Here is a 13,226-nt window from a genome sequence, read left to right as displayed (position 1 = left end):
ATGGTCAAAAGATCTGAGCGTGTCCAACTTGGGAACGCCGGCCTCACCCATACGAAAAAGGGCGGCTCTTGCGAGCCGCCCTTTCGTCGTTGCAGTCCAGAGGGACGATCAGGCGCGACGCTTGACCAGACCCAGCAGGAACAGAAGAATGATGGCGCCGATGGTCGCCACGATGGTCGAACCGATCCAGCCGCCCCAGGCGAAGCCCAGCGCATTGGCGACGAAACCGCCGATCAGGGCGCCGATGACGCCGACGATCAGATTGGTGATCAGGCCGTGGTTACGGCCCATGATTTGTTCCGCGAGCCAGCCCGCGACGATACCGATGATGATCCAGGCGATAATGCCCATGGTGTAGTTTCCTTCCGTTGAAGCCAAGCTGCGGACTTAATGCGTCCGGGGGAATTGGGTTGCGACCGACTTGACGAGGCGTTCGAAGAACCGCGTAACTCCCCTGCCGCGCGACCTTCGGCACGCGGATTGCGGCGTGGAAGGCGAGCCGTCCCGCGTTGGGACAGGTCGCAAGATGAGGAACAGGGGGCCATGGCCACCGACATCGATCTCCACCTGGGCCGCCGCCTGCGTCGCCGCCGCCGCCTGCTGGGCCTGACCCAGCAGCAGCTGGCCGTTCAGGTCGGCATCCGCTTCCAGCAGATCCAGAAATACGAATGCGGCGCCAACCGCATCTCGGCCGCCCGCCTGTGGCAGCTGGCCGAGGCGCTGGAGACGCCCGTCAGCTATTTCTACGACGGCGTGACCGAGGCGCTGGAGCGCAAGGACGCCGTCCAGACCGGGGGCGAGATGTTCTCGCGCAAGGAGACGCTGGATCTGATCCAGGCCTATTACCAGCTGGGCGAACGGCCGCGCCGCCGCCTGCTGGACCTGGCCAAGTCGCTGCACGAGTCCAGCGAAGCGGTCGCCTGACAAGACGCGCGGCCGAGGGCGTCGGCGCGGGGTTCTCGGAACGGGGCGATCTGGGCTAAGAGCGCCCATGACCGAATTCGAATCCTTCGCCGTGGAACTGGCGCACGAAGCCGCGCGCGTCACCCTGCCCTTCTTCCGCTCGGACATCGGGCATGAGGACAAGGGCGGGGCGGCGGGCTTCGACCCGGTGACCGAGGCCGACAAACAGGCCGAAGCGGCCATTCGCCGCCTGATCGCCGCGCGCTATCCCGACCACGGCGTCATCGGCGAGGAATACGGCGAGGACCGGCCGGACGCCGAGCACGTCTGGGTGCTGGATCCCATCGACGGGACGCGGGCCTTCATCTCGGGCCTGCCGCTGTGGACCACCCTGATCGCTCTGCGCACCGGCGGCAAGCCGACCGTGGGCGTGATCGCCCAGCCCTATCTGGACGAGATCTTCCTGGGCGGCCCGTCCGGCGCCCGTCTGCTGCGCGGCGAAACCGAGACGCCGCTGGCGGTGCGGGCCTGCGAGCATCTGACCGAGGCCGTCATCTCGACCACCGATCCGAACATCTTCAACGGCGCCGAACTGGGCGCCTGGACCCAGGTCCGCGCCGCCGCCCGCCTGGCCCGCCTGGGCTGCGACGCCTACGCCTATGCGATGGTGGCGGCGGGCAAGATGGATCTGGTCGCCGAGACCAGCCTGAAGTCCTGGGACTGGTCCGCCCTGGTTCCGGTGATCGAGGCCGCCGGGGGCCGGGTGGTCAACTGGCGCGGGGCGGCGCCGGACGGGAGCGGGCAGATCCTGGCCGTCGGGGATGAGCGGCTGATCGACCAGGCGCTGGTGACGCTGAAGCGGGCGGCGGGGTAGCAGCGGAAGCCAATCTGGCGAAGGCGCGTGCCCCCGCCCATTACGGAGACTTGCCGTCTACCCGCAGTTGTGGATTGACCCGGCGAGACGCCCCCCGCTACATGCCGGGCAGCGTATGGGGGATGGTATGCGTCTTATTCGAACCGGGTTGATCGCCTTGGCGGCGACGACTTTGACAGCCTGTGGCGGCGGAGGCGGCGGCAGCGGCGGAGGAGTGGTCACTCCCCCTGTTGCCCCCACAAACAGCAACATCGCCGCCTTGACGGTCAATCAGACCTTCACCGGACCGGCCGCAACAGCCAATAACGAGTTCAATCTGACCTCGGGCACCACGGTAAACAGCAGCGGCGCAGCCGACACCCTGTCGGTCTCATATGACGCCTCCGCCAAGAGCTACACGGTCTCAGTCGCCGGCCGAACCCAGACTTTTGCGCCGGGCGACGTGACCGCTACCGCAACTGGCGAAACCCGCTTTCAGAAGGAAGGCTCCGCCGGCAAGGACCGGCTTACGCTGGTGACGACGCCGTATTCGAGCCAGACCAGCAATCGATATGTGGGTATGGGGATCTGGCAACGTTCCAACACGGTCGGCGACCGGCAGAACGATCAGTTCGCAACCTTCGTCTATGGCCTCAACACGCCAGCCGCCGCCATGCCGCGGGCGGGACGAGCAAATTTCGCCATCGACGTCTTCGGCATGTCGACCGTACCCGGTTTTGAGCCGAGCGTTCTTCAGGGCCGCGGCAATTTCGACGTGGACTTCATGGCGGGCGTCTTCTCGACCCAGACCTATCTGACCGAGACGGGGCTTATAACGGGCTCTGGCGTGAGCGGCGGCGGCATAGAGCTGATCGGCGCCGGCACTCTGTCCAGCACCGAGCCAAAATTTTCGGGCAATGTGACGGCAGGCAGCCGTAACGCCAAGCTGACCGGGTCTCTATCGGGACTGTTCTACGGACCGGGCGCCGAGGAAATCGGCGCCAGTTTCAGCGCGACGAACAGCGACGGGGCGTCGTTCACGGGCAGCTTCACCGGACAGCGTGGCACAGGTCCTGCCGTCAACCTGACCCTGACCAATATGGTGACGCCGCAATTGTTCTATGTGCAGGGGACCGGCTTGTTCCTTGATAAGGTGGATGGTCGCGCAGAGAACCAACTCTGGACCTACCGCATGATCGGGCAGCTTCAGGACCGCACGAGCGGCAACTTCTCCTTTGGTCCCGGTATATCCAACATGGCCGGCGGCGACTTCACCGTGAACTCGATTGTCGCCTCCGATGACCCCAATTTTACCGTCTACGAAAAAGCCTTTGGGGACACCGGGGTACGCTTGGAACTGTTCAAGGTCGGCTCCACCAACAGCCAGCTGGCGCTGACATACTCGACACTGGGACGTTGGAGCAGCACAGTTCGCTCCGGTATAGCGACCACCAGCCAGCACCATCACTTCGTGTATGGACTTGAAACGCCGGTGGGTCTGTTGACCACGCGAACCGGCACAGCGCGGTACGAGGGCGTCGTCTATGGCGCAGGGGCGAACGCGGCCAGCGGCGTGGAGTATGATGTCCGCGGAACGTCGGTTTTCAACGTCGACTTCAGCGGGCAGACCTATTCGGGCGATCTGACGCTGAATGGTCGCAGCAGCAGCGGCACAGTCGACTTCGGACGGTACGATTTTGCGGGCCGGCTAAGCAGCACGACGACGGCGACCACCGTCGGCCTAACTCAGGGGGGCGCAGCGGCCGGAGAACTCGTCACACGCTTCTATGGGCCAACCGGCGAAGAGATCGGCGGTGATTTCAATATCTTCGTACCGGAGAGCGTTCAGGCAGGGCGTACTCAGATCGGCGGAGCGACGATCGCACGTCGGCGGTGATTCCGCGCCGTATTCCACGCGCCTGGCGCAGAGGCATGCTCTTCGCGATCAGCACAGTGCTGGTCGCGACGCCGCTTCGCGCCCAGGACGTCGTCGAAGGGCTTTCAGCCGCTCAGGTGTTCGAACTCGCGGAGACGCGACGCCAGGCCGGCGCCGTGGTGGACGCCGTCGCCGCCTATGACGCCCTTGCTCAGGACGCCGACGCCGACATCCGCGCCGAGGCGCGATACCGTAAGGGGCTGATGCTGGCGGACCTGGGACGCTACGAGGAAGCCGCCTTGGCGTTCCGAGCCCTGCTCAATGAAAAGCCGGACGCCCTTGCCGCGCGGCTTGAACTGGCGCGGATGCTGGCGGCCCTGGGCCTTGAGAACGAAGCGCGCAGAGAGTTGAGGCAGGCTCAGGCTGCGGGGATCCCGCCAGACGCGGCGCCGATGGTCCAGCAATTCGCCGCCGCCTTGCGGTCCCCACAGAGGTTCGGGGGCTCGGTCGAATGGAGCCTTGCGCCGGACAGCAATATCAATCGCGCGACACAGGCTCGCACGCTCGACACCATCATCGCCCCACTCACCCTGTCAGATGATGCACGGGCCCAGTCCGGCCTTGGGGTGAAGACTGCCGGACAGGCTTTTGCCAAACTGCCTTTGAGCCCGAGTCTGTCGTTGCTTCCGCGCGTGGCCGGGCTGGCCAACCTTTATGGCGACGACCGATTCAATGATGTGTCGGCCTCCGCCTTGATCGGAATCGAGTGGCGTGGCCGCAAGGATCGCTTCAGCCCGTCCATCGGAGAGACCCGACGGTGGTTCGGCGGCGAAGCCTATGCCCAAACGCGGACGGTGGCTGTGGACTGGGTCCGGATGATTGACGCAAAGTCCCAAATCGTGAGCTCGGCCAGCGCCGGCGCCGCCACATATGATAAGAACGCGCTTCAGGACGGCTGGCTCTATGACGCCTCGGTCGCCTATGAGCGCGCCGTCACCTCAGCCTCGGGTTTGACCCTCAACGCCTCGGCGACACGCCAAACCGCAGAGGATCCAGGCTATGCGACATGGGCTGGCGGAATCACAGTGGGTGGGTGGCGGGACATGCGCTGGGGGACAGTCTTTGTCTCGACCGGCCTTAGGCGCACGGTCGGCGACGCTCGCTTATTCCTGTTTCCCGAGCGCCGTGAAGAGTGGTTGGTTACAGCAAAGGCCGGCGTGACATTCCGAACACTGACTGTCGCCAAACTGGCTCCGGTGGTTCGAGCGACCTTCGAAGAGAACGACTCAACGGTCGGCATCTACGACTACAGCCGCATAGCCATGGAGGTCGGCTTCACGCGGGTCTTCTAGACGCCAAATCCCGATCCCTGTCGCAGTGTATCAGAAGCCTCTAGGCGACCGACGGCGCCGCTTCCGTCACGTCCTCGATCCTCGCCGACGGATCGACGGCCGTCGCGCCCTTCAGCGGGGAGACGTAGTCGGCCATGGCGTCGAACTCGTCGAGGAAGACGGCGCGCATGGGGTCGGCTTCCATGATGACTTCGTGCTTGGCGCCGGGAACCTCGACGTAGCGGCCGCGGCCCAGGCGTTTGGCGGCCCAGCGGCTGGTCTGTTTCCAGACCACGTCGTCGGCGTCGGCCTGGACGATCGAGACCGGGATCTTGACCGTTTTCAGGGCCTTGGGCTTCAGGGCGCGCTCGCCGGCGTCGAGGGCGAAGGCCAGCCAGCCGTAGGTGGGGCCGCCGATGGCCAGGTGGGGGCAGGCGTACAACTGCTGGCGCCACATCTCGTAGCGGGTCTCGTCCGAGGTCAGGGCGTCCTCGGCGAAGGTGTGGTCGAACGGGTCGTCCGGGTCGCCCAGGATATAGTCGCCCGCGTGGCCGTGGCGGATGTTCCAGCGCACCGCCAGCTTGACCGACCACATCGAGCGCTTGCCGGTCTTGATCCGCAGCATGGGGCTGGACAGGACGGCGCCCGCGAACCGGGTCTCGCCGGCTTCCAGCGTCAGCAGGTTCAGGCAGGCGCCCATCGAGTGGCCGACCATGATCCAGGGCTTGGGGCACTGGTTTTCAAAGGCGTCCAGCAGGCGGCCGTAGTCGTCGAGGAATTCCTCGACCGCGCGGGCGTGGCCCTTGAGCCGGTCGGGCAGCAGCCGGGCCGACAGGCCCTGGCCGCGCCAGTCGTGGGCCAGGACGCACCAGCCGCGCGCGAGGAAATTGCCGATGACCTCGAAATATTTCTCGATCGGCTCGGTGCGGCCGGGGCTGAGCACCACGGTGCCGCGCGCCGTTTCGGCCGTCAGATGCGAGGGGGTCCACAGGGCGGCGCGCAGGCGCATGCCGCCGGCGCCGCGATACCAGTCGCCCTTGCCGCCCGGAGGCGAAGAGGCGCCGGGAACCCCCATCAGGGGCGCATTGGCGGCGAAGGCTTGGGCGCGGTTCACTCGGGTTTCCTGAACTTCAAGGTCATACGGTCGCTTTCGCCGATCTCTTCGAACTTGGACCGGTCGAACGTGGGGTCGGCGGGTTCGCCCCGGGGGGCGGTCAGGCGCATCGGCGGCAGGGTGTCGACCCCGAACGGATGGTCCTTGGTGTCTTTTTCGTTGGCGTTGATCTCGGAGGCGGCGACGAAGACGAAGCCGGCCTCGGCCGCCAGTTGTTTGACGAAGGCCTCCTGGACATAGCCGTTGGCGGCCACGGGATCCTGATCCTCTTCCGGGGCCAGACGGTGCTGTTCGATGCCCAGAACCCCGCCGGGCTTGAGGGCGGCGAAGGCGTCGGAGAAGGCCTTTTCCGCAATCCCGGCGGCCATCCAGCCGTGCAGGGTGCGCAGGAACAGGCACAGATCGGCCGTGCCCGCCGGCGCCACGGGGCCGGAGCCGGCGCCGAAGAAGGTGAACTGGGGTTCGCCGTACAGTTTCCTGTCGCCGCTGAACCGGGTCTGGAAGGCGGCGTTGAGGGCGGCCTGGGCCGGGTCGGCAGTCGGGCCTTCGGGGAAGAGGGCGGCGACATAGGTCCCCTTGCCCTCGGCCAGGTAGGGGGCCAGGATTTCAGTGTACCAGCCGCTGCCGGGCCAGAATTCGACCACCGTCATCGTCGGCTTGAGGCCGAAGAAGCGCAGGGTCTCCATCGGATGCCGGAAGGCGTCGCGCGGCCGGTCCTGGGCGCGCCAGGGGCCGGCGAGCGCCCATTCCAGCGACCCTTCGGGCGGGCCGGCCGGGGCGGGCGGCGCCTTGGGAGCCGCGTCCTTCTCGCGTCCGCAGGCGGCTACCGTCCCGGTCAGGGCCAGCCCGGCCGCGGCGGACAGCAGAAACCGGCGCGACAGGCCGCTGGAAATCGCAGAAAGTTCAGCCATCAAAACACCCCCTCGGAACGCCGGGCCCCGCGTCCGGCAAACCTTGGTCGAACGGGCTTACCCACGTTCGCCGCGCGGGTCAAAAGGGACTATTCCGGCTTGCGGAACCGCAGGGTCATACGGTCGCTCTCGCCGATGGCGTCGAAGGTCGCGCGCTGATCCGGGGTCAGCGCGCCCGAGCCGTCGCGGGCCTGGGACTGACGCACCGGGGGCAGGGTCCAGACGCCGAACGGGTGGTCGTGGTCGTCCCTGGGATTGGCGTTCAGCTCGCTGCGGGCCTCGAGCACGAAGCCGGCGTCCTGGGCTTCGTGGATCACATAGCTTTCGGGGACATAGCCGGTCGAGGCGACGTCGGCGACGTTCAGACCCTCGGCGCTGCGGTGCTGTTCCACGGCCAGGATCCCGCCGGGCTTAAGGGCGGCGTAGAAGGCCTTCAGATAGGGTTCGGTGCGGCCGCTGCGCGACCAGTTGTGGAAGGCGCGGGCCACCAGGATGAAGTCGGCCGAGCCGGGCTCGCCCCCCATGCTCTCCAGCGGACGGTTGACGCCGACATAGCGGCCACCGGTCGCCGCCGCATAGGGTTCGAGAATATGCCGCCACCAGCTGGCGCCGCCCGGTTCGATCTCGACCACCGTCATGCCCGGCGTCAGGCCCCAGAAGGTCAGGGCCTCGTACGGACGACGGGCGGCGTCGCGGGCGCGGTCGGCGGCGGGCCGGGTCTCGGCGGCGACGGCGGCTTGAAGGGCCGCATCCTCGGCGAGGGTCGGGATGGCGCTGGACAGGGCCGAGCGCGGCGGGGTCCAGGCGCCCTGAGTGGGGGCGGTTTGAGACTGGGCGGAGACCGTCGTCGCGGCGACGGTCGACAGCAGGGCGGCGAGGCCGAGGGCGGCGAGACGCATGGGGTGTTCCTTCATCCGGGGTGATCTTCAATACGGGGCGCAGCGGCCGGCGCAAATGACGATCGTGAGACGCGGGGATTGGTCGCGCACGCCCGCCCCCTTGACGCCCGTTCGGCGCATCCCATTTCATCTCTCGAGAGCGCCGGTTCCGGGCTCTCCAGACCGACGGCGCCGATTTCGGGTCGTTGAGCTGAACTCCTACCGTCCGGGCAAACCGCCGGGCGGCTCAACCTTGCTGATCCTCAGGAGGATGCTGATGCGTACCTATGATTTCACCCCGCTGTACCGTTCTGCCGTCGGTTTCGACCGTCTGGCCAATCTGCTGGAAACCGCCGCGCGGACCAGCCAGGACGGCGGCTATCCGCCCTACAACATCGAGACCACGGGCGAGAACGCCTATCGCATCGAGATCGCCGTCGCCGGATTCTCTCCCGACGAGCTGAATATCGAGGTGAAGGAAAACCTGCTGACCGTCACCGGCCGCAAGACCGCCAATGACGACGCCGAGGCGCAGAAGACCTATCTGCACCGCGGCCTGGCCGAGCGCGATTTCGAGCGCCGTTTCCAGCTGGCCGACTATGTGGTCGTGAGCGATGCCAATCTGGTCAACGGCCTGCTGTCGATTTCGCTGAAGCGCGAACTGCCTGAGGCGTTGAAGCCCCGCCGCATCGAAATCGGCGGCGCCCAGCCCCTGATCGAAGGCAAGACCAAGACGGACAAGGCCAAAGCGGCCTGATCGGCCCCATGGAACTGGAAAGGGCGGCGTTCGCGCCGCCCTTTTTTATGCCGCCAGATGCGCGAAGGCGGCGACCACCTGTTCATAGGCCGGGCGTTTGAACGGCACGATCAGGTCGCAGGCCTCGGACAGAGAACCCCAGCGCCAGGCGTCGAACTCGATCTCGTCGTCGGCGGCCAGGTCGATCTCGCTGTCCTGACCGGTGAAGCGGAAGGCGAACCACTGCTGGCGCTGGCCGACGAAGCCGCGCCAGGCCTTGGCGTTGTTCATCGCCTCGGGCGGGAAGTCGTACAGAATCCAGTCGTCGGTCCGGGCCAGGAATTCGACCGAGGTCACGCCGGTCTCCTCGCGCAGTTCGCGCAGGGCGGCGGCCATCAGATCCTCGCCGTCGTCCACGCCGCCTTGCGGGAACTGCCAGTTATGCGGGCCGGCCGTGGCGTGGCGGCGGCCGTACCAGACCTGGCCCTGGGCGTTGAACAGCACGACGCCGACATTGGGGCGGTACAGACTGAGGTCGGTCATTAGCGGCCGGGCCGCAGGGTCATGGCGGAGGCCGGCGCCAGTTGCAGGCCGCGCTGTTCCAAGCCGGCGGTCCAGCGGGCGGCGGCCTCGACCGTGACCGGATAGGAGAAGCCGGTCCCCAGGGCTGAGCCGCGCAGCTTGGCCTGGGCTTCCAGACTGTTCAGGGCGGCGATGATGGCGGCGGGGGACTGGGTCTGATCGATGACCTTGTCGGCGCTGGCGCGGGCCCAGGCGCCGGGGCGACGCTGGAACGAGCCGTCGTCGAGGAAGGCGATTCCGCGCTGGCGCAGGGTCGAGAGGAAGGCGTTCATCCCCGTGTCCGAGGTCGCGAACCGGTCGCCCAGATAGTTGGTCACGCCGAAATAGCCGACAGCGCGGCCCAGCAGCCAGTCCATCTTGGCCTGGACGTCGTCCGGGGTTCCGCTAGCCAGCAGGGTGTAGGGGCCGGGGTCGTTATCGGGATAGCCGCTGGGCTCCATCGGCATTTCCAGCATGACCTCATGGCCCTGGGCGCGAGCCTGGTCGATCCAGGACTGAAGATTGTCGGCATAGGGGACGAAGCTGAGGGTCACCTCGGCCGGTAGGCGTTCGATGGCGGCGCGGGTGGTGACGGCGTTCAGACCCAGACCGCCGACGATCAGGGCCACACGCGGCTTGCCGTTCGAGCGGAAGGGCCGGGCATAGGCCTGGGCCGGGACGCGGCCGTCGGGCGCGATCATCGGCAGGGGGCCGCTGGGGCCAGGTTGGGACAGGCCGGCGATCGGGGCCTTGGGCAGGGGCGAGGCAGGCTGGACCGGGGCGGTATAGCTGGCGCCGCCCGAGACGGTGGCGCCGTCCGGCAGGGTGATCACGGCCTCGCCGCCCGCCGCGCCGGAGGGATCGCCGGTTCCGGTCAGGTCCTGATACAGGCCCATGGCCCCCATGGAAAAGGCCTCGAACCCGGTCGGGGCCGGCGTCGGCGTCGCCGCCGCCTCCTCGCGGTGCAGGGCGATACGGGCCGAGGGCGTGCCCGCATGCGGATCGCCCAGGACAGTCAGGAACAGGGCGCCGGTGGAGAGCAGGAACAGACCGGCCAGGCCGGCGATCACCGGCGGCTTCTTCAGCACGGCGAGGACGGGCTTCAGGCTCGGCTTTCCACGCGCGGCGGGCGGAGAACCGGCGGCGGCGGCGAGAGCGGACTGGCGTTTGGCGAACATGGACACGGGGCGGAATCCTTCGCCCTCATCCTCGCATCGCGCCGGTTAAGAAAGCCTAACGGTCGTTCACCATGAACCGCTTCTATCGCCCGTTGTCATGGATCGTGCGTTGACGGCGGCGTTTCGGCCCCTTCACATGCCGATCTCCCTGCTCCCGCCTAGGATATGCCGATGATGACGCCCGCCGCCGACGACGCCCTGCGTGAAGAAGTCCGACTGCTGGGCGGCATCCTGGGCGACGTCATTCGTCAGGAAGGCGGCGAGGCCCTGTTCGACCACGTCGAGGCGGTGCGTCAGGCCTCGGTGGCCTATCACCGCGACCCGGCCTCGCACCCGGCCAAGCGTCTGGAGAAGCTGTTGACGACCATGTCGGTCGATCAGGCCGCCGGCCTGGCCCACGGTTTCGCCCTGTTCTCGCTTCTGGCCAATATCGCCGAGGATCGCGCCACCCGCCGTCGCGCCCAGGGCCAGGCCGAGGCCGGCGCCCGCCCGGACACGCCCGAAGGCGCCCTGCAGCGGCTGGCCGAACAGAATGTGGACGGCGCGGCGGTGCGCGCCCTGCTGGAGGAGGCCCTGGTCTCGCCGGTCCTGACGGCCCACCCGTCCGAGGTCCGACGCAAGAGCGTGATCGACCGAATCGCCGCCATTTCCGACATGCTGGACGCCTGCGACAAGGCCGGAGACGCCTGTTCGCCGGCCCTGATCAACGAACCCCTGCGCCGCCAGATCGTCATCCTGTGGGCCACGCGCCTGGTCCGCACCCAGGGGCTCGTGGTGCAGGACGAGATCGACACGGTCGTCTCCTTCCTCGACCGCATCTTCCTGCGGGTTGCGCCGAAACAGCTGTCGGCCTGGCGACGCCTGCTGGACGCCCCGGACCTCCAACCCTTCATGCGGGTCGGCACCTGGGTCGGCGGCGACCGCGACGGCAATCCGAACGTCGACGGGACCGTATTGGCCGCCGCCTTCCGCACCCAGTCGCGCGCGGTGCTGGGCTATTATCTGGACGAGGTTCACGCCCTGGGGGCCGAGCTGAGCCTGGCCGCCGAACTGGCCGAGGTCTCGCCAGAGCTGGCGGCCCTGGCCGACGCCGCCCACGACCCCTCGCCCCAGCGCGCCGACGAGCCCTATCGCCGCGCCCTGACCGGGGTCTACGCCCGTCTGGCCGCCACCTATGAGGCGCGGGGCGGAACCCCGCCGCCGCGTCGCGCCGTCGTCTTGGCTGATCCCTATTCCGGCCCGGACGCTTTCGAGGCCGACCTGCGGATCCTGCACGACAGCCTGGTGAACCACCACGGCGGGGTCTTCGCCGACGACCGGCTGAACGACCTGATCACGGCGGTCGAGATCTTCGGCTTCCATATGGCCACCCTGGACCTGCGCCAGAATTCCGACGTCCACGAACGGGTCGTCGCCGACCTGCTGAAGACGGCCGGGGTCTGCGCCGACTATTCCGGTCTGGACGAGGAAGGCCGGCTGGCGGTGCTGGCCGCCGAACTGGCTTCGCCGCGCCAGCTGTTCAGCCCCTATGCCGACTATGCGGCCGAGACCCTGAAGGAGCGCGGCATCCTCCAGGCCGCCGCCGCCGCCCTGGCCGCCTTCGGACCCCAGGCCATCCGCACCCATATCGTCTCCAAGACCGACGCGGCCTCGGACCTGCTGGAAGTCTATCTGCTGCTGAAGGAGGTCGGTCTCTATCGTCATGAGGATCCCGCCGCCTGCCCGATCCAGGCCGCCCCCCTGTTCGAAACCATCGAGGATCTGCGCGCCTCGCGGCCCACGCTGGAGCGTCTGCTGAAGGAGCCGTCGGCCCTGGCCGTGGCCAAGGCGCGCGGCGTGCAGGAGGTGATGATCGGCTATTCGGACTCCAACAAGGACGGCTCCTATCTGACGTCCGGCTGGGAGTTGCACGAGGCCTCGCGCGCCCTGGTCGAGGTGACGCAGTCCGCGGGTCTGAAGCTGCAGCTGTTCCACGGGCGCGGCGGCACGGTCGGACGCGGCGGGGGCTCGTCTTTCGCCGGGGTGCTGGCCCAGCCGGAGGGCACGGTCCAGGGCCGGATCCGCACCACCGAACAGGGCGAGGTCATCGCCAACAAATACGGCGAGCCCGAGATCGCCCTGCGCAATCTGGACGCCCTGACCTGCGGCGCGGTTCTGGCCTCGCTGGGCCAGGGCAAGGACCAGGTCTTCACCGCCGAACACGGCGCTACCCTATCGGACCTGTCGGCCCGGTCGATGGCCGCCTATCGCAAGCTGGTCTATGAGACCGACGGCTTCGTCGACTATTACCGCGCCGCCACCCCCATCGCCGAGATCGCAGACCTGAAGATCGGCTCGCGCCCGTCGTCGCGGACCGCCTCGACCCGGATCGAGGATCTGCGGGCCATTCCCTGGGTGTTCAGCTGGTCCCAGAGCCGGGTCATGCTGCCCGGCTGGTTCGGCTTCGGCTCGGCGGTCGAGGGGCAGGACATGGCCAGGCTGAAGTCCATGGCCGAGGCCTGGCCCTTCTTCCGCACCCTGGTGCAGAACATGGAAATGGTCATGGCCAAGTCGGACATGACCGTCGCCCGGCGCTACGCCACCCTGGTGACCGACGCCGCGCTGGCCGCGCGCATCTATGGCGAGATCCGCGACGAATGGCAGAGAACCCACTACGCCATCCTGGCCATCACCGGCCATGACAAGCTGTTGGGCGGCCAGCCGGAGCTGGATCGTCTGATCCGACTGCGGATGCCCTATGTCGAGCCGTTGAACCATGTGCAGATCGAGCTGATCCGTCGGCGACGGGCGGGTGACGAGGATCCGCGGGTGCGCGAGGGAATCCTGCTCGCGATCAACGGGGTGGCCGCGGGGCTGCGCAACAGCGGCTGATTGCGGCCATTACC

At 67.7% G+C, this 13,226-nt stretch carries 12 protein-coding genes; 6 read left to right on the top strand and 6 right to left on the bottom strand.

The window, feature by feature from the left end; genetic code table 11:
* Positions 1–108: 108 nt before the first annotated feature.
* Entirely contained in the window at positions 109–351 is a 243-nt protein-coding gene (locus ACW17X_RS13735; RefSeq protein WP_008258823.1) for a GlsB/YeaQ/YmgE family stress response membrane protein, read from the bottom strand.
* A gap of 192 nt (positions 352–543) precedes the next feature.
* Here ACW17X_RS13735 and ACW17X_RS13730 point away from each other — a divergent pair, with 192 nt between their 5' ends.
* From ACW17X_RS13730 to ACW17X_RS13715, 4 genes are all read left to right on the top strand, one after another.
* On the top strand, positions 544–924 hold the full coding sequence (locus ACW17X_RS13730) for a helix-turn-helix domain-containing protein (RefSeq protein ID WP_492098205.1): 381 nt from the start codon (positions 544–546) through the stop codon (positions 922–924).
* Positions 925–991: 67 nt separating this feature from the next.
* Positions 992–1,777, top strand: a complete 786-nt coding sequence (hisN, locus tag ACW17X_RS13725; RefSeq protein ID WP_492098203.1) for a histidinol-phosphatase — start codon at positions 992–994, stop codon at positions 1,775–1,777.
* Between the two features lie 127 nt (positions 1,778–1,904).
* Positions 1,905–3,653: a transferrin-binding protein-like solute binding protein gene (locus ACW17X_RS13720; RefSeq protein ID WP_492098201.1), complete on the top strand. Its 1,749-nt coding sequence runs from the start codon at positions 1,905–1,907 to the stop codon at positions 3,651–3,653.
* 158 nt (positions 3,654–3,811) lie between these two features.
* Entirely contained in the window at positions 3,812–4,984 is a 1,173-nt protein-coding gene (locus ACW17X_RS13715) for a surface lipoprotein assembly modifier (RefSeq protein WP_492098199.1), read from the top strand.
* 40 nt (positions 4,985–5,024) lie between these two features.
* On the opposite strand, the gene ACW17X_RS13710 is transcribed toward ACW17X_RS13715, so the two are convergent.
* The 3 genes from ACW17X_RS13710 to ACW17X_RS13700 all read right to left on the bottom strand — a co-directional run bounded on the left by ACW17X_RS13710 (position 5,025) and on the right by ACW17X_RS13700 (position 7,887).
* The gene (locus ACW17X_RS13710) at positions 5,025–6,077 is read right to left on the bottom strand and encodes an alpha/beta fold hydrolase (RefSeq protein ID WP_492098197.1); all 1,053 of its coding nucleotides are present in this window, start codon (positions 6,075–6,077) and stop codon (positions 5,025–5,027) included.
* Entirely contained in the window at positions 6,074–6,988 is a 915-nt protein-coding gene (locus ACW17X_RS13705) for a class I SAM-dependent methyltransferase (RefSeq protein WP_492098195.1), read from the bottom strand. The genes ACW17X_RS13710 and ACW17X_RS13705 overlap by 4 nt, the downstream gene beginning before the upstream one ends.
* An 89-nt stretch (positions 6,989–7,077) precedes the next feature.
* Positions 7,078–7,887, bottom strand: a complete 810-nt coding sequence (locus tag ACW17X_RS13700; RefSeq protein WP_492098194.1) for a class I SAM-dependent methyltransferase — start codon at positions 7,885–7,887, stop codon at positions 7,078–7,080.
* Between the two features lie 256 nt (positions 7,888–8,143).
* On the opposite strand from ACW17X_RS13700, the gene ACW17X_RS13695 reads away from it, so the two are divergent.
* Positions 8,144–8,623 carry an Hsp20 family protein gene (locus ACW17X_RS13695; RefSeq protein ID WP_492098192.1) on the top strand — a complete coding sequence of 160 codons (480 nt, stop codon included), beginning with the start codon at positions 8,144–8,146 and terminating at the stop codon, positions 8,621–8,623.
* Positions 8,624–8,668: 45 nt separating this feature from the next.
* Here the strand turns inward: ACW17X_RS13695 and ACW17X_RS13690 are convergent, their stop codons facing one another.
* Together ACW17X_RS13690 and ACW17X_RS13685 are read right to left on the bottom strand one after the other, a co-directional pair.
* Complete coding sequence (locus ACW17X_RS13690; protein WP_492098190.1) at positions 8,669–9,145, bottom strand: RNA pyrophosphohydrolase; 477 nt, start codon at positions 9,143–9,145, stop codon at positions 8,669–8,671.
* Positions 9,145–10,341, bottom strand: coding sequence for a divergent polysaccharide deacetylase family protein (locus tag ACW17X_RS13685; protein WP_492100471.1), 1,197 nt, complete (start codon positions 10,339–10,341; stop codon positions 9,145–9,147). The genes ACW17X_RS13690 and ACW17X_RS13685 overlap by 1 nt, the downstream gene beginning before the upstream one ends.
* Before the next feature lie 171 nt (positions 10,342–10,512).
* On the opposite strand from ACW17X_RS13685, the gene ppc reads away from it, so the two are divergent.
* On the top strand, positions 10,513–13,212 hold the full coding sequence (ppc, locus tag ACW17X_RS13680) for a phosphoenolpyruvate carboxylase (RefSeq protein WP_492098188.1): 2,700 nt from the start codon (positions 10,513–10,515) through the stop codon (positions 13,210–13,212).
* Positions 13,213–13,226 lie beyond the last annotated feature (14 nt).

It is taken from the genome of Brevundimonas sp. FV1ye4L (assembly GCF_058681255.1).
The sequence above is the reverse complement of the archived record's forward strand: the minus strand, read 5'-3'. Positions and strand labels throughout refer to the sequence as shown.